Raw genomic sequence first — 18,753 nt, forward strand, 5'->3', positions numbered from 1 at the left:
ATGGCAGTGCACCGGCAGCCGCCCCGCACTCTCCGTGGCTCGGTGCGAAGGTGCCGGCGGCCACTGGCCGGACCGCGAAAAGACTGAGTTCCCCGGGGTGTTGGTGGTGCGAGCCACAGAGGCCGACGGGGTGGCATGGCATCCTGACGCGATGGCACCTCCCCGTGATCACGCACCGCTCGCCGAGCGCGTCGAGGAACTCCTCGCCGCCGGCGGCCCCTTGCCCATCGTCGCCGCCGGGCAGCCGGTGCTGCGGCGCCGCACCGAGCCGTACGACGGCCAGCTCGGTCCCGCCCTGCTCGCCCGTTTCATCGAGGCCCTGCGCGTCACCATGCACGCTGCGCCCGGCGTGGGTCTCGCCGCACCCCAGGTCGGCGTGGAGCTGCGGATCGCGGTCCTCGAGGATCCGGCGCCGGTGCCCGAGGAGGTGGCGGTGGCCCGGGGCCGGGTGCCGCAGCCGTTCCGCGTTCTGGTCAACCCGGTGTACGAGCCCGTGGGCACCGTACGCGCAGCTTTCTTCGAGGGCTGCCTCAGCGTGCGGGGCTGGCAGGCGGTGGTGTCCCGGCACGCCGAGGTGCGGCTGCACGGCGAGGACGAGCACGGCCACGCGCTGGACGAGGTGTTCACCGGGTGGCCCGCCCGGATCGTCCAGCACGAGACGGACCACCTCGACGGCACCCTCTACCTGGACCGCGCCGAACTGCGCTCCCTGTCCACGAACGAGGCGGTCGCCGCGCTGTGGAACCGGCCGACGCCCCGGGCGGCGGCCGATGCGCTCGGCTTCGAACTGCCGTAGGACGTAGGTCAGTTGTCCCGGTACGCCTCGAGCAGTCGCAGCCACACCTCGCTCAGCGTCGGGTACGACGGGACCGCGTGCCACAGACGGCCGACCGGGACGCGGCCGGCGACCGCGACGGTGGCCGAGTGGATGAGTTCGCCGACGCCGGGGCCGACGAAGGTGACACCCCGCAGGATCTCGTCCTCCAGGTCGACCACCATGCGGGCGCGGCCCTTGTAGCCGTCGCCGTACAGGCCCGCGCCCGCGACGGCGGAGAACTCGACGTCGACGGCGCGGACCCGGTGGCCCGCCTGTTCGGCCTCGGCGAGGGAGAGGCCGACCGCGGCGGCCTCGGGATCGGTGAAGACGACCTGGGGTACGGCGTGGTGGTCGGCGGTGGCCGCGTGCGCGCTCCAGGGCTCCTCCAGCACGGGGTCGCCGGCCGCGCGGGCGGCGATGGCGGCGCCCGCGATGCGGGCCTGGTACTTGCCCTGATGGGTGAGCAGGGCGCGGTGGTTGACGTCGCCCACCGCGTACAGCCAGTCCGTGCCGGTCACACGGAGGGTGTCGTCGACGTCCAGCCAGGAGCCCGGTTCCAGGCCGACGGTGTCGAGGCCGATGTCGTCGGTGTGCGGGACGCGGCCCGTGGCGAAGAGGATCTCGTCGGCCTCGAACCGGTCGCCCGCGGCGGTGACGGCCACGACCGTGCCGTTCTCGCGGGTGACGGACTCGACGGAGGTGCCGGTGCGGACGTCGACACCCGCCTCCATGAGGGCGTCGGCGACCAGCTCCCCGGCGAAGGGTTCCATGCGGTTCAGCAGGCCCTTGCCGCGCACCAGGAGGGTGACCCGGGAGCCGAGGGCCTGCCAGGCGGTGGCCATCTCGGTGGCGACGACACCGCCGCCGACGACGATCAGCCGGCCGGGGGCGGCCTGGGCGCTGGTGGCCTCGCGGCTGGTCCAGGGCCGGACGTCGGCGAGGCCGGGCAGGTCGGGCAGCTGGGCGCGGGTTCCGGTGGCGACGGCGACGGCGTGCCGGGCGGTGAGGGTCGTGACGGTGCCGTCGGGGGCCGTCACGGTGACCGTGCGGGGGCCGGAGAGCCGCCCGTGGCCGCGGTGGAGGTCGGCACCGATGCCGTCCAGCCAGGCGACCTGGCCGTCGTCCTTCCAGTGGGAGGTGTACTCGTCCCGGCGGGCGAGGACGGCCGGGGTGCCGAGCGGGCCCTGGACCGCCTGGGCGAGGCCGGGCAGCCGGCGTGCGTCCGCCTGGGCGATGACCGGCCGGAGCAGGGCCTTGCTGGGCATGCACGCCCAAAAGGAGCACTCCCCGCCGACCAGTTCGCTCTCCACGACCGCGGTGGTGAGACCGGCCGCACGGGTGCCGCCGGCGACGTTCTCCCCCACGGGCCCGGCCCCGAGCACCACGACGTCGTACGCGATGGATTCCGTTTCCGTCATGGGGTCAGTCTGGTGGGTGGTGTGCGGGACGGCCACATGGGTACGTGCGCGGAACACAGACGTGCACGTGTGGAATAGGCGGCCCGGCGGTCGTGTTTCCGCCCTCGGCACACCCCCACCCCAGGAAGAGGGACTGACGCCATGACCACCACCGTGGAGCTCACCAAGGAGAACTTCGACCAGACGGTCACCGAGAACGGGTTCGTTCTCATCGACTTCTGGGCGTCCTGGTGCGGGCCCTGCCGCCAGTTCGCTCCCGTGTACGAGAAGGCCGCCGAGGACAACCCGGACCTGGTCTTCGGCAAGGTGGACACCGAGGCCCAGCCCGAGCTGGCGCAGGCCTTCGGCATCCAGTCCATCCCGACGCTCATGATCGTCCGCGACCAGGTCGCCGTCTACGCCCAGCCTGGGGCACTGCCCGAGGCCGCGCTGACCGACATCATCGGGCAGGCCCGCAAGCTGGACATGGACGAGGTCCGCAAGAGCATCGCGGCCCAGGAGGGCACCGCGCAGTAGCCCGCTAGAACGGGTACGGCGCCACGTCGCCGCGTACGGTCGTCCAGCGCAGCTCGGTGAAGGCGTCCAGGTTCGCCTCGCCGCCGAAGCGGGCGCCGGTGCCGGACGCGGCGACGCCGCCGAAGGGGGCCACGGCCTCGTCGTTCACGGTCTGGTCGTTGACGTGCACGATGCCGGTCGGGATCCGCTCGGCGAGGTCGAGGGCCCGGGCGGTGTCCCGGGTGACGATGCCGAGGGAGAGGCCGTAGGGGCTGTCCGCGGCGAGCGCGGCCGCCTCGTCGGGGGTGGCGAAGGAGCGCACCGGTGCGACCGGGCCGAAGACCTCCTCGGCGTACGCCGGGGTGCCGTCGTCGGCGCCGGCCAGCACGGTGGGCCGGTAGAAGAGCCGTTCGTGGGTGCCGCCCGCGGCGATCTTGGCGCCGCGGGCGGCGCTCGTGCGCACCAGGCCGTCGATCTTGGCGAGCTGTCCCGCGTCGATGACCGGGCCGAGGTGGACCTGCTCGCGGTGGGGGTCGCCGACGGCCAGCGAGTCGGCCTTGGCGGCGAGCCGCTCGACGTACTCGTCGTAGAGCGAGGCGTGGACGAGATGGCGGCCGGTGGTCATGCAGATCTGCCCCTGGTGGAAGAACGAGCCCCAGGCCGCGGTGGAGATCACGGCGTCGAGGTCGGCGTCCTCCAGCACGATCAGGGCGGAGTTCCCGCCGAGTTCCAGATGGGCCCGCTTGAGGTGGCGGCCGGCCGCCTCGCCGACGGCGCGGCCCGCCGCGGTCGAACCGGTGAAGGAGATGACGGGCACGAGCGGGTCCTCGACCAGTGCCCGGCCCGTCTCCGCGCCGCCGGGCAGCACATGCAGCAGGTCCTCGGGCAGGCCGGCCGCCGCGAAGACGGCGGCGAGGGCGAGACCACCGCAGACGGCGGTGCGCGGATCCGGCTTCAGCACCACCGCGTCGCCGAGCGCGAGGGCCGGTGCGACGGAGCGGATGGACAGGATCAGCGGCGCGTTGAACGGGGAGATCACGCCCACCACGCCGACCGGGACCCGCCGGGTGTACGACAGCCGCGGTGCCTCGCTGGGCAGCACCTGGCCCGTGGGGCGGGAGGCCAGCGCGGCCGCCTCGTAGCACTCCTGGGCGGCCATATGGAGCTCGAAGTCCGCCTTGCCCGGTACCGATCCGGACTCCCGCACCAGCCACTCGCGCAGTTCGCCGGCGTGCTCGGTGAACAGGTCGCCCGCCCGGCGCAGCACCTGGGCCCGCTGGAAGTGCGGTGCGCGGCCCCAGGCCGCCTGCGCGGCCCGTGCGGCTCGCGCGGCACGGCCGACGTCCTCGGGCGCGGCGAGGGTGATGGTTCCGAGCGCGTCGCCGGTGGCGGGCTCGGTCACGGTGTGAGCGGATCCGGCCAGGATGCGGTCCTGCCACGTCTTCGGGTCGAGCAGCGGCATACGGCTCTCCGATCGATCGCCGGGCGGTACGGCTGCGGTCTGAGCAGGCTTCCCGACACACCGGGGGGACGCCCTCGGGCGCACCGGACCAGGGCACAGGTTCAGCCTCCCGCACCACCAATTCGTTGAGCGCGAAACTACATCCGGCGCGCGCCCCTTGGGAAGTGGAGACCGGGCCTCGCAGGGACGCGAGTCCGGGGCCCGGCGGCTGGGGCCGACCAGGCGATGGGCGGGACTACAGGGCTGGGGAGGGAGCTTCGGCGGTGGGTCAGCGGGGACAGCAGGACCCCGAAGCACTGGGACGGCGGGCTCAGGGGCCGACGCGGTGAGGGGGCTTCGGGAGGGGCACGTCGCCACTGCCGAGCCGGAGGCCGCGGGCCGGCCCGGCCCCGGGGCCGGAACTGCGGGAGCCGACCGGGCTCCGGGACCCCCACGGAGCGGCTTCGAGACCGGGCCCGTCGACGCTCCCGAGCCGCGGACCGCGGGCCGGCCCGGCCCCAGGGCCGAGACGGTGGGGCCGACCGGCTCCGGCACTGGGACGCGGCGCCCACGAGACCGGGCACGTCGCCACTCCCGAGCCGGAGGCCGCGGGCCGGCCCGGCCCCAGGCCCGGGACAGTGGGGGGCCGGCCGAGCCCCGGGAGCCCGACGCGGCGCCCGCGAGACCGGCCCGTTCACGCTCCCGAGCCGGGGCCGCGAAGCCGAGCCGGGTGCGGGGCCACAGCGGCGGAGGCGACCGGGCTGCGGACAGGGTCAGCTGGAATCGCGGTGGATCACCGAGGCGCCCAGGACCTTGTGTGCCTCCGGCTCGGCGCCGGGGTCGCGGACCGCTCGGTCGACGAGTTCGGCGAGTTCGCGGCCCGAGGGCAGCTCGACGTGCACCGTGCTGAGGCGGGGCCGCAGCAGCCGGCCGAGCATCAGGTCGTCGGCACCGATCACCGCCACGTCCTCGGGGATACGCAGACCCTCGTCCTGCAGGGCGCGCATCAGCAGCATCGCGTACTCGTCGTTGTAGGCGAACACCGCGTCCAGCCCCGACTCCCGCCAGTACGCGGCGAGTCGAGCGGCCGATTCCTCGGTGTACGCGAGCGGCAGCTCCGTGACGGCGGCGTCGGTGCCGCGCAGCGCCTCGCGCACGCCGGCGAGCCGGGGACGTGAGTAGGCCTCCAGGCCGGACTCCTCGGGCACCACGACGCCGATCCGGCGCCGCCCGCGCGTGTACAGATGGGCGCCCGCGCAGTGGCCGACGGCGTGGTGGTCCATCAGCAGGGCATGCGCGCCGTCGACGCGTCCGGGACCGAGGGTGACCACCGCCCGGGCGCCGGAGCGCTTGAGGACGCCGACGCCCTGCGGCCCGAGTCCCTCGCCGGGCACCAGGACGGCGACCGGCCGCAACTCCGCCCAGGCGCGGGCGGCTTCGTCCCCCTGGAGGCCGACGGTGCCGTACTGCACGACGGTGTAGTCGAGCCGGCCGAGCGCCCACTGCAGCTCGTTGAGGAACCTGCTGTAGAGGGGGCCCACCGGGATCGCCGGGGCGGGCATCAGGACCAGGCGGCTGTGTCCGGCGCGCAGGCTGCGGGCGCCGGCGTGGGGGACGTACCCCAGCTCCCGCGCGGCCTCGTGCACGCGCCGGCGTGTCGGTTCGCTGATCCTTACGGCGCTGGTGTTGTTGAGGACGTAGGACACGGTCGCGCGCGAGACGCCGGCCAGGCGGGCCACATCGGCACTCGTGGGCGTGTTCGGTATCTGCACCATGACAGACCGCATCTTGGCAGAGGGGTGGGGGCCGCGAGGAGGCGGGGCGACGTGGTTCAGCGTTCGACGAGATCCGGCCCCGGTGAGGCGTCCCGGTGCGGCGCGGTGACGAACCGGGCGGGGCGAGCGGCGGAGATGCTCGTCATGAACTGGTTCACCGGACCGGGTGCCAGGGGTCATGCCGCTCGGGGAAAGCGGCCCACCCGATGCCGCCGTCAGCGGCCGAGGGCGTCCACGCCGGGCGGCCGGGTGGCGGTCACGCGGGCGACCAGGTCGATCCAGCCGGCCTCCAGCCGCTCCATGGGCATCCCGCACGTCCTGGTCTGGTGGTAGATCAGGGCCGGGTCGAGCGAGGCCATCAGGGTCTGCGACAGCAGTTCGCAGTCGGCCTCCGGCACGATCCGCCGCAGCAGCATCATGACGTGCGTGCGCAGCGCGGTGACCGCGGGATGGGAGAGCCGGCGGGTGGGCTCCGTCTGGGCGGCCAGCTGGAGCTCGAGCCGCTCGGCCGAGCGGTACAGCACCGCCACCCCGAACGCCCGCAGCCGGTCCAGGGGCGGCGCGCCGGGTCCGAGCGGCGGTGGGCCGCCCAGGAAGTCGGCCTGCAGCTTCCGGTCCGAGTGGTCGAGCAGGGCCATCAGCAGTCCGGTGCGGTCGCCGAAGCGGCGGAAGACCGTGCCCTTGCCCACCTGGGCCGCCACCGCCACCGCCTCCATGGTGACCCCGGCGACCCCGTGCTCCGCGATCAGGCGGGCGGCGGCCTCCAGCAGCCGGGCCCGGTTGCGCGCCGCGTCGGCGCGCAGGCACGGCTCCTCCGGCCCCGCACCGACCTCCAGCAGCTGGGGCGCGTCGAGGGGCTCCTTGGGGGGCGGGAAAGGTGGCAGGGCGCTGGACATGAAGACAGGGTAAAGCACCCGGAACAAAACTGGACCGCGGTCCGCTTGCAGTGGTAGAAAATAAACGGACCTCGGTCCGGATCGTAACGGCGACGTTTCAGCCCCTTGGAGTTTCCATGTCTGTTCGCATCCTCGCGCTCGTCGGCAGCCTTCGTGCCGGTTCCACCAACCGCCAGCTCGCCGAGGCCGCCGTCAAGCTCGCTCCCGAGGGCGCCGAGGTCGTGGTGTTCGAAGGCCTGGCCGACATCCCCTTCTACAACGAGGACATCGACGTCGAGGGCGGCGTCCCGGCCACGGCCGCCAAGCTGCGTGCGGCCGCGCAGGACGCCGACGCGTTCCTCCTCTTCTCCCCCGAGTACAACGGCACCATCCCGGCCGTCCTGAAGAACGCCATCGACTGGCTGTCCCGCCCCTACGGCGCCGGCGCCTTCGGCGGCAAGCCGGTCGCCGTCATCGGCACCGCCTTCGGCCAGTACGGCGGCGTGTGGGCCCAGGACGAGGCCCGCAAGGCCGTGGGCATCGCCGGCGGCAACGTGATCGAGGACATCAAGCTGTCCATCCCGGGCTCCCTGACCCGCTTCGCCGAGACCCACCCGGTCGACGACGCCGAGGTCGCCGCCCAGCTCACCGAGGTCGTCGCCCGTCTGCACGGCAACGTGGGCGAGGCCGCGGCCGCCTGAGCCGTACCCGCCGTGAAGGGGCCGGATCCCTCCGGCCCCTTCACGCGTTCACGCGGTGCGCTCGGCGACTCGCGGCCGCGGCCCCACCCGGTACGTCACCCGGGAGCCCGGGCCGGCCGGGGGACGGCTCCGGTCGCCGGTCGGTCTCCGGCCGGCACGGGGTAGAGGGACCGATGGGCGCGTACGCGGCCCGCGAGCCGCTCGTACGGCAGCGGCAGCGGCCCGGCACTCGTACGACACCGCGCCCCGTGAGGAGAACGCATGCCGCCCCTGGTCCCGCCGCCTTTCGACCGGGAGCTCTCCGCCGCGCTGGAGCTGCTCCGGGACCCGTCCGCACCCGGATTCGCCCTGGACGAGCTGGAGTCCGTCCGGGCCACGAGCAGCGAACTGCTCGGGCTGCTCGACCTCACCCTGGACGGCGCCTTCGAGGTGGAGGACCGTAAGGTGCCGGGCCCGGAGGACGCCCCGGACGTCTCCCTCCTGATCTGCCGCCCTGCCCACACCGAGTCCACCGCCCCGCTCCCGGTGCTGTACCACGTGCACGGTGGCGGCATGATGATCGGCACCGACCGGGCCGGAGTGGACCAGCCCCTGGCGTGGGCGCGTGAACTGGGCGCGGTCGTGGTGTCGGTGGAGTACCGGCTCGCCCCCGAACACCCGTATCCGGCGCCGCTGGAGGACGTGTACGCCGGTCTGCTCTGGACCGCCGGTCACGCGCGGGAGATCGGCGGGGACCCGGACCGGATCGTGGCGGTGGGCGCCAGCGCGGGCGGCGGGCTGGCCGCGGCGCTCGCCCTGCTCGGCCGGGACCGGCAAGGCCCGCGCCTCCTGGGACAGTTGCTGATGGCCCCGATGCTCGACGACCGCAACGACACGGTCTCCAGCCACCAGATGGCCGGCGCCGGTGTCTGGGACCGTGCCGCCAACGAGACGGCGTGGACGGCGCTGCTCGGCGACCGCCGCGCCGGTTCCGACGTGCCGCCGTACGCCGCACCCGCGCGGGCCGGCGACCTGTCCGGACTGCCCCCGGCCTACCTCGACGCCGGGTCCGCGGAGACCTTCCGGGACGAGGTGGTCGCCTACGCGTCCCGGATCTGGCGGTGCGGCGGCGAGGCCGAACTCCACATCTGGCCGGGCGGCTGTCACGGCTTCGACGTCCTCGCCCCGGAAGCCGCCCTTTCCCGCGCCGCGCGGGCGGCCCGGCTGGCCTGGCTGAGGCGGCTGCTGCGGACGTGAGGGACCCCGCGCCCCCTCCTGGCGGGGATCGGGAGAGAAGGGGCGGGGGCGGTGTTGCCGACCTGCTGGAAGATCATCGATCCGGCGCGCGACGGCCGACGCGCTCGGCGCGGCATGGTGCGCCCCGCAGGACATCCTCACCGAGGACGTGGACATCGTCGTCCCGGCGGCGCCCGGCTCGCTGCTCACCGCGGAGGTGGCGCCCCGGCTGCGCCGCAAGGCCGTGGCCGGGCCCGCGAACGAGCAGCTCGCCACGTCCGAGGTGCCGGCCTGATGCACCGTCAGGGCGTCGTCCGGGTGCCGGACCATGTCACCGGCGCGGGCGGAGCCGTCCATGCCGTCAGTACGGAACTCCACCGCCTCGGGCCGGGCGAGGCCGGCGCGCGGGTCCTCGCCATCGAGGAGACCGTCGGGAATCTGCTCGGCACAGCGGAGCGCGACGGCGTGAGTCCGGCGCGCGCGGCCCGGGAGACGGCCCGTCGACGCCTGCGCGCGACCCGGCTCCCATCCGCCCCCCGGCCGTAGAGGTGCGCTGACCGCCCACACCCGGGGGCGGTCAGCGACGCCACCGCCACGCGGCCGGGGTACGCCTGAGGCGGGATCTGCGCTGCGCCGCGAAACAGGCAGGGATTTTGGAGTGTATGTCCGATTTGCACTATAAGCACTAAAAGCTTGACGCGTCGCTATTTCTAACCATTAGGAAGCTTCACCCGAGACAGGTGACTCAATTCACTTACGACGCACCTTAGTGCTTTAAAACCGTCTTGCCTCCCCTTATTCGCATGGATCCGGACGCGCGAAGTCGATCAGGCCACGAAGCCAGGTAGTAAAGGGGGGAATTGTCGATTTATTCCCGGCGGATTAAGAATGTGCCCGCCGCAGCGCATCACTAAACGAAACGTGGTGCAGCTTGCCGAGGGAACCGGCAACTGCGGGTCATGCAAATTCTGGAAGAGGACCGCTCCATGCCCCTTCACGCCCGCAAGCGCCCCTCCGGGGCCCGCCGATTCATCGCCGGCGGCGTCGTCACCGTCGGTGCCCTCGCCCTGGTCTCCACCGCCGCACTCGGCACGGCCCAGGCCGCCACCGCCGCGACCACCTACACGGTCCAGTCCGGCGACCACCTGGCCTCCATCGCCCGCACCCAGCACGTGCCCGGCGGCTGGCCCGCCATCGCGACCGCCAACCACCTCGCCAGCCCGTACACCGTCCAGCCGGGACAGGTCCTGACCCTGCCCGCCGGATCGACCCCCAGCACGAAGACGGCAACCGCCGCGAAGCCGGCGGCCACCACGAAGGCCGCGTCCACCAAGGCCTCCACCACGACCGCCGACGGCCAGACGTACACCAACAACCTGGACGGCTGGATCAAGCACTCCCTGGCGATCATGGCGAAGAACAACATTCCCGGCACCTACGACGGGATCCACCGCAACGTGATGCGGGAATCCTCCGGCAACCCCAAGGCCATCAACCTCTGGGACTCCAACGCCGTCGCCGGCCACCCGTCCATCGGCCTGCTCCAGGTGATCCAGTCCACCTTCAACGCCTACCACGTGGCGGGCACCTCGACGGACATCTACGACCCCGTCGCCAACATCACCGCAGCCTGCAACTACGCCTACCACCGCTACGGATCCATCGACAACGTCAACGGACCCTACTGACAGGCGATCACCGCGCCACACCCTGCGCGAATCGCGGTGGCGACGGCACTTGGCCGCCGCCACCGCGATGTGCACCGGCACATACATGAGCGCGGGCTTTTTCCGGTCGCGGCCGGGGATCTGCGAGTCGACGCCGGCAAGTGTTCGTCGACAAGGAACGGGCCGGCCGCGGGCTCGCACCGCTGGAATGGGATCAGGGCACGCTGTCGCGGCAGGCAGCCCATCACTGCCGGGAGATGGTGAATTGCAACTGGCCCGGCTGAGTCGCTCGCCGGTGTCCAGGGACGTCGACTCCGGCACGCATACCGAAAGGGCGTCGAGAGCACCGACCTGGCGGCCGTCTTGGCGCTCGCGCCGCCGGCCGCCGCCGGGCCGGGGCCATCGGCGCTGCGGGACCGGACACGGCGGGTCGTCGCTCAGACATCCGTGCGAAACCCGTACGGTCGGCCCGCTCTGACGTTACCGTTCGGTAGACATCGTTCCCGGCGTCCCCCGGAGGTGCCCGTCCATGACGCACTACCGTTCCGCCGGTCTCCTCGAGACCCGGCGTGCGCTCATCGAGGGGGAGGTGACCTCGCGAGCGCTGGTGGAGCGGGCGCTGGCCCGGATCGAGGCGACGCAGGGGACGCTGAACGCCTTCCGGATCGTGCGGGCCGAGGCGGCTCTCGCCGAAGCGGACGCCGCCGACCGGGAGCTGGCCGCGGGAGTGCGGCGCCCGCTGCTCGGGGTTCCGGTGGCGGTGAAGGACGACATGGACGTGGCCGGCGAGCCGACGGCGTTCGGCTGTGCGGGCGATTTCCCTCCGGTCGCCGAGGACGGGGAGGCGGTACGGCGGCTGCGCGCGGCCGGCGCGGTGATCGTCGGCAAGACGAACACGTGCGAGCTGGGGCAGTGGCCCTTCACCGAGGGAAGGGCGTTCGGGGACACCCGCAATCCGTGGAACACCGCGCACACGCCCGGGGGTTCGTCCGGGGGCTCGGCCGCGGCCGTCGCCGCCGGCCTCGTCCCCGCCGCGCTCGGCTCCGACGGCGCGGGCTCCGTGCGCATCCCGGCGTCATGGACCCATCTGGTCGGCATCAAACCGCAGCGCGGCCGTATCTCGACCTGGCCGCGCGGCGAGTCGTTCCAGGGCATCACGGTCAACGGCACCCTCGCCCGGACGGTCGCCGACGCGGCCCTGCTGCTGGACGCGGCGAGCGGCAACCACGACCGGGATCCGCACCGGCCGCCCGCACTGACGGTGGCGGACGCGGTCGGCCGGGACCCGGGCCGGCTGCGGATCGCCCTCTCCCTGAAGCCGCCGTTCACCGCCGTACCCGCCCGGCTGCACCCCGGGATCCGCGCCCGGCTGGTCGAACTCGCCGAGCAGCTGGCCGCGTCGGGGCACGACGTGGAGGAGGCCGATCCGCCGTACGGGCAGATCGGGCTGACCTTCGTGCCCCGTGCCACCGCCGGCATCGCCGAGCATGTCCGCGACGCCCCGGATCCGGCGCTGCTCGATCCGCGCACCCGGGACGCGGCCCGGCTGGGCCGGCTGCTCGGCGGGGCCCCGCTCAGGGTGGCCCGGCGCGCGGAGGCGGTGCTGCACCGGCGGATCGGCCGGTTCTTCGGGCGTTACGACGTCGTCCTCGCCCCCACGACGGCCGCTCCCCCGCCCCGTATCGGCGCCCTGTACAGCCTGCGCGGACTGGCCACGGACCGCGCGATGATCGCCGCCTGCCCGTACGCCTGGCCGTGGAACGTGCTGGGCTGGCCGGGCGTGAACGTGCCCGCCGGGTTCGTCGGCGGCGGTCTTCCGGTGGGCGCGCAGCTGCTCGGGCCCGCGCACAGCGAACCGCTGCTGGTGTCCGTCGCCGCCCAGTTGGAGGCGGAGCTGCGCTGGCACGAACGGTGGCCGCCTCGGCCGGCGCCGGCGACACGGGCCGCCTGACGGCCGTTCCCCGATCGCGGGCGGGAGCCGCGGATCGCTGCGTCACACCGTGATGTCCGGCCCGCGCAACCGGTCACCCACCCTCCCGGCCCCGCACAGCCGGACCGTCAGTCATGGGCCCGCTCACCCCGGCCGCGACGACTAGGCAGGCACCGCACCGGTCGCACTCCGGCACGGCCTCGTCCGACCATGACCATGCTGGCGGCCGCCGTCCCGCACGGTCCCGCACGCCGCCGTGTCCGGCCGTACCCGGTGCGGCATCGCCGGCCACAACGGGCGCACCACGTGCGCACGGCGGCCGCCTCTTGCCGCCCGCGAACCGCCCACTAGGGTGCCCCCGTGACCACGTTTACCGATGAGAACGTCCCGGGCCGGTACGGCCCCCACGCCACCGCCGAGGCCGACCCGCGCCGGGTCGGCCGGGTGCGCACCGAGTACTCCCCCGCGCACGACGGCGACCCGGATCCCGGTGAGATCGTGTGGACCTGGGTGCCGTTCGAGGAGAACGACGGCCGGGGCAAGGACCGCCCGGTGCTGGTCGTCGCCCGGGAGGCGACCGGCACCTTTCTCGCCGTGCAGCTGTCCAGCAAGCGGCACGACGGCGACCGGGAGTGGGTCGCGCTCGGCCGCGGCCCGTGGGACCGGTCGGGCCGGGACTCGTGGGTGGACGTGGACCGCGTCCTGAGGCTGCACGAGGAGGGCATGCGCCGGGAGGCGTGCGCGCTGGACCGGATGCGGTTCAACCTCGTCCGGCAGCGCCTGCACGAGCGCTACGGCTGGACCTGACCGGCGTACGACGCGACGGCCCGGGACTGCGGGAACGCGCGGGTGAACGCCTCCCGCACCACCGTTCCCGGTGTCCGGTCCAGCACCCCGAACACCACCCGCTCGAAGGTCCGGGCGAACCGGCCGCCCGGGCCGAGCAGCCCCCGGAACGCGTCCGCGACCTGGGCCGGGTCGTTCTGGAAGACTCCGCAGCCCCAGGCACCGAGCACCACGCGCCGGTAGCCGTGGGCGGCGGCCGTCTCCAGCACCCGCTCGGCCCGTACCGCGAGGGCGTCCGGCAGCCCGGCGGCGCGCTCCGGTCGCGTCCGCCGTACGACGCCCGCGTTGGGTGCGGCCGCGGTCAGGAAACCCGCCGGGTACGGCTCGGCCAGCAGCCGGCCCCGGTCGTCGCGGAAGACCGGGACGGCCGGTGAGTGGATCACCCGGTCCGTGTAGAACGGGTCGCGGTGGGCGCGGTGGTGGTCGTAGAAGGAGCGGGCCGTCAGCAGGCAGGTGTGCAGCGCGGAGGCCCGGCACAGGGCCTCTTCCTGGGCCTGCGCGCCGTTGAGATAGCCGCCGCCGGGATTCCGGGCGGAGGCGAAGTTCAGGACGGCGACCGGGGCGCCGGCCAGCCGGCGGGCGGCCTCCAGGCTGCTCTCCCCGGTGACCTCGAGAACGGTGCCGACCGCGAGTTCCGGGCCGGCCAGGCCGGCGTGCCCTGAGCCGGACACGTCCGCGCCGGCGACGTCCTCGCCCTCCACGCCCGGCTGCCGTAGCGGCACCGGGTCCGGACCGAACATCCGTGTACCGCTGCGCGCGGTCTCGATCCGCGCCCCGAGGAACACCTCGCGGCCGTCGGGCGTGCGGTACCGGCCCGCCGCCACGATCTCCTCCGTCTCCGCGGCGATTCCGCGCAGGCGCGCGCTCACGGCGCCACCCCCGTGGACGCCGTGACCGCGGCCCGCGCGGTCTCCCCCGTCGTGCTCATGCACGCATCCTGGGCGATGCTGGTGATGCGGTGCAACGGAGTTTCCCGCACCCGGAACGGTCCGGAGAACGCGTACGGAAACGGAGATGACCGAACCGGAACGTCCCGAGGTGCACCCTTGTGCTAACCGGCTCGAGGGTCTTGGGTGGAACGCGCGCCTGCCCGGCCCCACGTCGTACCGGGCCGGTGGCATGGTGGAATCTCAGGAGGATCCCTACATGTCAGATACACAGAGTGACGGTGGCGACTGTACGAAACACCGCAGCGCCGTCACCGAAGCCGAGGTGGAGGCCCTGGTCAGGGGCATCTGCTTCAAGACCGGGCCGCCCCGCGCGCTCGGTGTCGAACTGGAGTGGCTGGTCCATGAGCTGCGGATGCCGCAGCTCCCCGTGACACCCGAACGGCTCGAGGCGGTGTACGCCGCGCTTCGGGCCGTACCCCTGCGGTCGCCGCTCACCGTGGAACCCGGCGGCCAGCTGGAGCTGAGCTCGCCGCCCGCCGCCTCCCTGATGGAGTGCGTGGGCACCGTCTCCGCCGACCTGGACACGGTCCGGGCCGTCCTCGCCGAGAAGGGTCTGGGTCTGGTCGGCATCGGCCACGACCCCTGGCACACACCCCGCAGGTTCCTGCACGAGCCGCGCTACGACGCGATGGAGACCTGCCTGGACCGCACCGGTCCGGCGGGCCGTCACATGATGTGCGCCTCCGCCTCCGTGCAGGTCTGCGTGGACGCCGGCCACGAGGAGCCGGGCCCGCTCGGACACGGGCGGCGCTGGTGGCTCGCCCACCATCTGGGCGCGGTCCTGGTGGCCGCGTTCGCCAACTCCCCGCTGATCGGCCGCGAGCCCACGGGCTGGTTGTCCAGCCGGCAGCTCATCTGGACGGAGATCGGCGCCGGCCGCGCCGGTGCTCCCCCGCTGGGCGGCGAACCACGGGCCGCCTGGGCCCGGCATGTGCTCGACGCGCCGGTGATGTGTGTGCGCCGGGACACCGGCCCGTGGGAGGTGCCCGACGGGCTCACCTTCCGGGAGTGGACCCGTTCCCGTTCGCCCCGGCCGCCCACCCGGGCGGACCTGGACTACCACCTGACCACCCTGTTCCCGCCGGTCCGGCCGCGCGGCCATCTCGAGCTGCGGATGATCGACGCGCAGCCCGGAGAGGACGGCTGGATCGTGCCGCTGGCGGTGACGGCGGCCCTGTTCGACGACCCGGAGGCCGCCGAGACGGCGTACCGGAGCGTGAAACGCCTCGCGGAGCGGGCCCTGAACCTGCCCGCCCCGCACAACCCGCTGTGGACCGAAGCGGCCCGGCGCGGGATCACCGACCCGGAGCTGCGCGAGGCCGCCGCCCTGTGTTTCGCGGCGGCGCTGGAGGCCCTGCCCCGGCTCGGGGCCACCGCCGAGGTGACCGAGGCGGTGGCCGCGTACCGGGACCGCTATGTCGCCCGGGGCCGCTGCCCGGCCCACGACCTGCTGGACCGGCTGGACGGCAGGGGCCGGCCCCCGTCCCGGCCCCGCCACCGCATCGGGGGCACCCCCACCGCCCATGGGAGGAAGGACATCCGCACATGACCGCCCCCGAGACCGGCACCGCGCTGACCGAGGCGGACGCCGAGACGCTGCGCGAGCGGGTGCTCGCCACCCTCACCACCGCCCGTGCCCGCACCACGCTGCTGACCAGTTGCGTCGAGGACCCCGACCTCACCGCCCAGCACTCGCCGCTGATGTCCCCGCTGGTGTGGGACCTCGCGCACATCGGCAACCAGGAGGAGCTGTGGCTGCTGCGGGCGGTCGGCGGCCGGGACGCCCTGCGGCCCGAGATCGACCGCCTCTACGACGCCTTCGAGCACCCGCGGGCCGAACGGCCCTCGCTGCCGCTGCTGCCGCCCGCCGAGGCCCGCCGGTACGCGGCCGAGGTGCGCGGCCGCGTCATGGACCTGCTGCAGGGCGCGGACTTCCACGGCACCCGGCTGACCGAGGCCGGATTCGCCTTCGGGATGATCGCCCAGCACGAACAGCAGCACGACGAGACCATGTTGATCACCCATCAGCTCAGAAAGGGCCCGCAGGCCCTGACCGCCCCGGACCCGCGGCCGGCGCCGCTGTTCACCGGCCCGTCCGAAGTCCTCGTGCCCGGTGGCCCGTTCACCATGGGCACGTCGGCCGAGCCGTGGGCGCTGGACAACGAACGCCCGGCCCATGTCAGGGAGGTGGCGCCGTTCTGGATCGACACCACGCCGGTGACGAACGCGGCGTACCAGGCGTTCATCGACGACGGCGGCTACGACACCGAGCGCTGGTGGACCCCGGAGGGCTGGGCGCACGTCAAACAGCACTCGATCACCGCGCCGCTGTTCTGGCGCCGGGACGGCGACCGCTGGCTGCGGCGCCGCTTCGGGGCGACCGAGGCGGTCCCGCCCGACGAGCCGGTGGTGCACGTGTGCTGGTACGAGGCCGACGCCTATGCCCGCTGGGCCGGGCGCCGGCTGCCCACCGAGGCGGAGTGGGAGAAGGCCGCCCGGCACGACCCGGCCACCGGCCGCTCGCGGCGCTACCCGTGGGGCGACGCGGACCCGGCGCCGGAACACGCCAACCTGGGCCAGCGGCACCTCAGGCCCGCGCCGGCCGGCAGCTATCCGGCGGGTGAATCACCGCTCGGCGTCCGGCAGCTGATCGGTGACGTGTGGGAGTGGACGGCGAGCGACTTCCTGCCCTACCCGGGGTTCAGGGCCTTCCCGTACAAGGAGTACTCGGAGGTGTTCTTCGGCTCCGACCACAAGGTGCTGCGCGGGGGTTCGTTCGCCGTGGACCCGGTGGCCTGCCGGGGTACGTTCCGCAACTGGGACTACCCGGTCCGGCGGCAGATCTTCTCCGGTTTCCGCACCGCCCGGTCGGAGGCCGTCTGATGTGCCGTCACCTGGCCTACGTGGGACCGGAGGAGCCCCTGGGGCGGCTGCTCGTGGAGCCGCCGTACAGTCTGCTGCGGCAGTCGTGGGCCCCCCGGCGGCAGCGCCACGGGACCGTCAACGCCGATGGTTTCGGGGTCGGCTGGTACGTACCGGGCGACCCCGTACCGGCGCGCTACCGGCGCGCCGGGCCGATCTGGGCGGACCTGTCCTTCGCCGACCTGGCCCGGGTGGTGCGCTCCGGCGCCGTACTCGCCGCCGTGCGGGACGCGACGCTCGCGGGGGCCGACGCCGAGGCCGCGGCCGCGCCCTTCGCCTCGGGCCGGTGGCTGTTCAGCCACAACGGCGCCGTCGCGGGCTGGCCGGACTCGGCGGCCTCGCTGGTGTCCACGCTGCCCCCGGTCGACCTGCTGTCGCTGCAGGCCCGTACCGACTCGGCGTTCGTCTGGGCGCTGGTCCTGCACCGGCTGCGCTCCGGGGACGACCCGGACCAGGCCCTCGGAGAAACGGTTCGCCAGCTCGCCGCGGCGGCGCCCGCCTCCCGGCTCAACCTGCTGCTGACGGACGGCACGACCATCGCCGCCACCGCCTGGGGCGACTCCCTGTGGTACCGCACGGAGCCCGGCCGCGGCACGGTCGTCGCCTCCGAACCCCACGACGACGACCCTCTCTGGCAGGAGGTCCCCGACCGCACCGTGCTGACCGCGAGCCGCGCCGGCGTGCTGCTCGCCCCGCTGGAGGATCCTGCTTCCGCACCGTCGAAGGAGCCCTGTACGTGAGCCCCTTGTTCGTCACCCGCACCCTCCCCGAGGACGCGACGGAGGCCGCGCTGCGCGCCGACGTCCTGCACGGCCTCACCGTCCAGCCCAAGTGGCTGCCGCCCAAGTGGTTCTACGACGCCCGCGGCAGCGAACTGTTCGAGCAGATCACCGAACTGCCCGAGTACTACCCCACCCGCGCCGAGCGGGAGATCCTCGCCACCCGGTCCGACGAGATCGCCGCGGCGAGCGGAGCCCGTACGCTGGTCGAACTCGGCTCGGGCTCCTCGGAGAAGACCCGGTATCTCCTCGACGCGCTCGCGCCTTCCGCGTACATCCCGGTCGACGTCAGCGAGAGCGCCCTCACCCAGGCCGGCAAGGCGCTCGTCGCGGACCACCCGGACCTGGAGGTGCACGCGCTGATCGCGGACTTCACGGCCCCGCTGACCCTGCCCACCACTCCCGGACCCAGGCTGGTGGCCTTCCTCGGCGGCACGGTCGGCAACCTGCTGCCCGACGAGCGTGCGAGGTTCCTGGCCTCCGTACGCGCGCTGCTCGCGCCGGGCGACGCGCTGCTGCTCGGCACGGACCTGGTCAAGGACGAGCGGGTGCTGGTCCGGGCGTACGACGACGCGGCGGGGGTGACGGCAGCGTTCAACAAGAACGTGCTGACCGTCGTCGACCGTGAGCTGGGCGCCGACTTCGATCCGGACGCGTTCGATCACGTGGCCCTGTGGGACGCCGAGCGCGAGTGGATCGAGATGCGGCTGCGCTCCCGCACCGCGCAGACCGTGAAGGTGCCCGCGCTGGACCTCGCCGTGGACTTCGCGGCGGGCGAGGAGCTGCGCACCGAGGTGTCCGCGAAGTTCCGCAGGGGCGGCGTGAGCAAGGAACTCGCCGCTGCCGGCCTGGAGCTGACCCACTGGTGGACGGACGCGCAGAGCCGCTTCGCGCTGTCGCTGAGCGTCGTGCGATGAGTGTG

At 73.8% G+C, this 18,753-nt stretch carries 18 protein-coding genes; 13 read left to right on the forward strand and 5 right to left on the reverse strand.

The annotated features are described in order from the left end of the window. The first annotated feature begins 151 nt into the window (after window positions 1-151). Window positions 152-796 carry a peptide deformylase gene (locus ABZ919_RS00090; RefSeq protein ID WP_361240338.1) on the forward strand — a complete coding sequence of 215 codons (645 nt, stop codon included), beginning with the start codon at window positions 152-154 and terminating at the stop codon, window positions 794-796. Window positions 797-804: 8 nt separating this feature from the next. Here ABZ919_RS00090 and ABZ919_RS00095 read toward each other — a convergent pair whose 3' ends face one another. After that, entirely contained in the window at window positions 805-2,235 is a 1,431-nt protein-coding gene (locus ABZ919_RS00095; RefSeq protein WP_361240341.1) for an NAD(P)/FAD-dependent oxidoreductase, read from the reverse strand. Window positions 2,236-2,376: 141 nt separating this feature from the next. On the opposite strand from ABZ919_RS00095, the gene trxA reads away from it, so the two are divergent. Continuing rightward, window positions 2,377-2,751 (forward strand): thioredoxin, encoded by a 375-nt coding sequence (gene trxA / locus ABZ919_RS00100; protein ID WP_361240344.1) that lies wholly within the window; start codon window positions 2,377-2,379, stop codon window positions 2,749-2,751. Between the two features lie 4 nt (window positions 2,752-2,755). Here trxA and ABZ919_RS00105 read toward each other — a convergent pair whose 3' ends face one another. The 3 genes from ABZ919_RS00105 to ABZ919_RS00115 all read right to left on the reverse strand — a co-directional run bounded on the left by ABZ919_RS00105 (window position 2,756) and on the right by ABZ919_RS00115 (window position 6,860). Beyond that, window positions 2,756-4,192, reverse strand: a complete 1,437-nt coding sequence (locus ABZ919_RS00105) for an aldehyde dehydrogenase family protein (RefSeq protein WP_361240347.1) — start codon at window positions 4,190-4,192, stop codon at window positions 2,756-2,758. Between the two features lie 752 nt (window positions 4,193-4,944). Continuing rightward, entirely contained in the window at window positions 4,945-5,958 is a 1,014-nt protein-coding gene (locus ABZ919_RS00110; protein ID WP_361240349.1) for a LacI family DNA-binding transcriptional regulator, read from the reverse strand. A 203-nt stretch (window positions 5,959-6,161) separates the two neighbouring features. Continuing rightward, entirely contained in the window at window positions 6,162-6,860 is a 699-nt protein-coding gene (locus ABZ919_RS00115) for a helix-turn-helix domain-containing protein (RefSeq protein ID WP_361240352.1), read from the reverse strand. Window positions 6,861-6,958: 98 nt separating this feature from the next. Between ABZ919_RS00115 and ABZ919_RS00120 the strand changes: the two genes are divergently transcribed. From ABZ919_RS00120 to ABZ919_RS00150, 7 genes are all read left to right on the forward strand, one after another. Then, on the forward strand, window positions 6,959-7,522 hold the full coding sequence (locus ABZ919_RS00120; RefSeq protein WP_361240355.1) for an NAD(P)H-dependent oxidoreductase: 564 nt from the start codon (window positions 6,959-6,961) through the stop codon (window positions 7,520-7,522). A 261-nt stretch (window positions 7,523-7,783) separates the two neighbouring features. After that, a complete protein-coding gene (locus ABZ919_RS00125) occupies window positions 7,784-8,758 on the forward strand; it encodes an alpha/beta hydrolase fold domain-containing protein (protein WP_361240358.1) in 975 nt (324 codons plus the stop codon). Window positions 8,759-8,906: 148 nt separating this feature from the next. Beyond that, window positions 8,907-9,032, forward strand: a complete 126-nt coding sequence (locus ABZ919_RS00130; RefSeq protein WP_361240361.1) for a hypothetical protein — start codon at window positions 8,907-8,909, stop codon at window positions 9,030-9,032. Further along, window positions 9,032-9,283, forward strand: a complete 252-nt coding sequence (locus ABZ919_RS00135; RefSeq protein WP_361240364.1) for a hypothetical protein — start codon at window positions 9,032-9,034, stop codon at window positions 9,281-9,283. The genes ABZ919_RS00130 and ABZ919_RS00135 overlap by 1 nt, the downstream gene beginning before the upstream one ends. A 440-nt stretch (window positions 9,284-9,723) precedes the next feature. Beyond that, the gene (locus tag ABZ919_RS00140; RefSeq protein WP_361240367.1) at window positions 9,724-10,425 is read left to right on the forward strand and encodes a LysM peptidoglycan-binding domain-containing protein; all 702 of its coding nucleotides are present in this window, start codon (window positions 9,724-9,726) and stop codon (window positions 10,423-10,425) included. Between the two features lie 508 nt (window positions 10,426-10,933). Then, entirely contained in the window at window positions 10,934-12,355 is a 1,422-nt protein-coding gene (locus tag ABZ919_RS00145; protein ID WP_361240370.1) for an amidase, read from the forward strand. A gap of 339 nt (window positions 12,356-12,694) precedes the next feature. Further along, window positions 12,695-13,141: a type II toxin-antitoxin system PemK/MazF family toxin gene (locus tag ABZ919_RS00150; RefSeq protein WP_361240373.1), complete on the forward strand. Its 447-nt coding sequence runs from the start codon at window positions 12,695-12,697 to the stop codon at window positions 13,139-13,141. Here the strand turns inward: ABZ919_RS00150 and ABZ919_RS00155 are convergent. Continuing rightward, window positions 13,126-14,049, reverse strand: a complete 924-nt coding sequence (locus ABZ919_RS00155; RefSeq protein ID WP_361240376.1) for a TIGR02452 family protein — start codon at window positions 14,047-14,049, stop codon at window positions 13,126-13,128. The genes ABZ919_RS00150 and ABZ919_RS00155 overlap by 16 nt on opposite strands. Before the next feature lie 277 nt (window positions 14,050-14,326). Between ABZ919_RS00155 and egtA the strand changes: the two genes are divergently transcribed. Genes egtA through egtD form a run of 4 tightly spaced genes read left to right on the forward strand, consistent with a single transcriptional unit; the run spans window position 14,327 to window position 18,748 of the window. Beyond that, window positions 14,327-15,679, forward strand: a complete 1,353-nt coding sequence (gene egtA / locus ABZ919_RS00160) for an ergothioneine biosynthesis glutamate--cysteine ligase EgtA (protein WP_361240379.1) — start codon at window positions 14,327-14,329, stop codon at window positions 15,677-15,679. Continuing rightward, a complete protein-coding gene (gene egtB / locus ABZ919_RS00165; RefSeq protein WP_361240382.1) occupies window positions 15,676-17,013 on the forward strand; it encodes an ergothioneine biosynthesis protein EgtB in 1,338 nt (445 codons plus the stop codon). Before egtA ends, egtB begins: the two co-directional genes overlap by 4 nt. After that, window positions 17,013-17,792, forward strand: coding sequence for an ergothioneine biosynthesis protein EgtC (gene egtC / locus ABZ919_RS00170; protein ID WP_361240385.1), 780 nt, complete (start codon window positions 17,013-17,015; stop codon window positions 17,790-17,792). The genes egtB and egtC overlap by 1 nt, the downstream gene beginning before the upstream one ends. After that, window positions 17,789-18,748, forward strand: a complete 960-nt coding sequence (egtD, locus tag ABZ919_RS00175) for an L-histidine N(alpha)-methyltransferase (RefSeq protein ID WP_361240388.1) — start codon at window positions 17,789-17,791, stop codon at window positions 18,746-18,748. The genes egtC and egtD overlap by 4 nt, the downstream gene beginning before the upstream one ends. Window positions 18,749-18,753: the final 5 nt, after the last annotated feature.

It is taken from the genome of Streptomyces sp. NPDC046759 (assembly GCF_040645475.1).
Taxonomy (GTDB): Bacteria; Actinomycetota; Actinomycetes; order Streptomycetales; family Streptomycetaceae; genus Streptomyces.

Bases quoted from the DNA above. Each gene is read 5' to 3' on its own strand.
- ABZ919_RS00090 (WP_361240338.1), top strand. From the start codon at position 152: ATGGCACCTCCCCGTGATCACGCACCGCTCGCCGAGCGCGTCGAGGAA.
- ABZ919_RS00095 (WP_361240341.1), bottom strand. From the start codon at position 2,235: ATGACGGAAACGGAATCCATCGCGTACGACGTCGTGGTGCTCGGGGCC.
- trxA (WP_361240344.1), top strand. From the start codon at position 2,377: ATGACCACCACCGTGGAGCTCACCAAGGAGAACTTCGACCAGACGGTC.
- ABZ919_RS00105 (WP_361240347.1), bottom strand. From the start codon at position 4,192: ATGCCGCTGCTCGACCCGAAGACGTGGCAGGACCGCATCCTGGCCGGA.
- ABZ919_RS00110 (WP_361240349.1), bottom strand. From the start codon at position 5,958: ATGCGGTCTGTCATGGTGCAGATACCGAACACGCCCACGAGTGCCGAT.
- ABZ919_RS00120 (WP_361240355.1), top strand. From the start codon at position 6,959: ATGTCTGTTCGCATCCTCGCGCTCGTCGGCAGCCTTCGTGCCGGTTCC.
- ABZ919_RS00125 (WP_361240358.1), top strand. From the start codon at position 7,784: ATGCCGCCCCTGGTCCCGCCGCCTTTCGACCGGGAGCTCTCCGCCGCG.
- ABZ919_RS00135 (WP_361240364.1), top strand. From the start codon at position 9,032: ATGCACCGTCAGGGCGTCGTCCGGGTGCCGGACCATGTCACCGGCGCG.
- ABZ919_RS00140 (WP_361240367.1), top strand. From the start codon at position 9,724: ATGCCCCTTCACGCCCGCAAGCGCCCCTCCGGGGCCCGCCGATTCATC.
- ABZ919_RS00145 (WP_361240370.1), top strand. From the start codon at position 10,934: ATGACGCACTACCGTTCCGCCGGTCTCCTCGAGACCCGGCGTGCGCTC.
- egtA (WP_361240379.1), top strand. From the start codon at position 14,327: ATGTCAGATACACAGAGTGACGGTGGCGACTGTACGAAACACCGCAGC.
- egtB (WP_361240382.1), top strand. From the start codon at position 15,676: ATGACCGCCCCCGAGACCGGCACCGCGCTGACCGAGGCGGACGCCGAG.
- egtC (WP_361240385.1), top strand. From the start codon at position 17,013: ATGTGCCGTCACCTGGCCTACGTGGGACCGGAGGAGCCCCTGGGGCGG.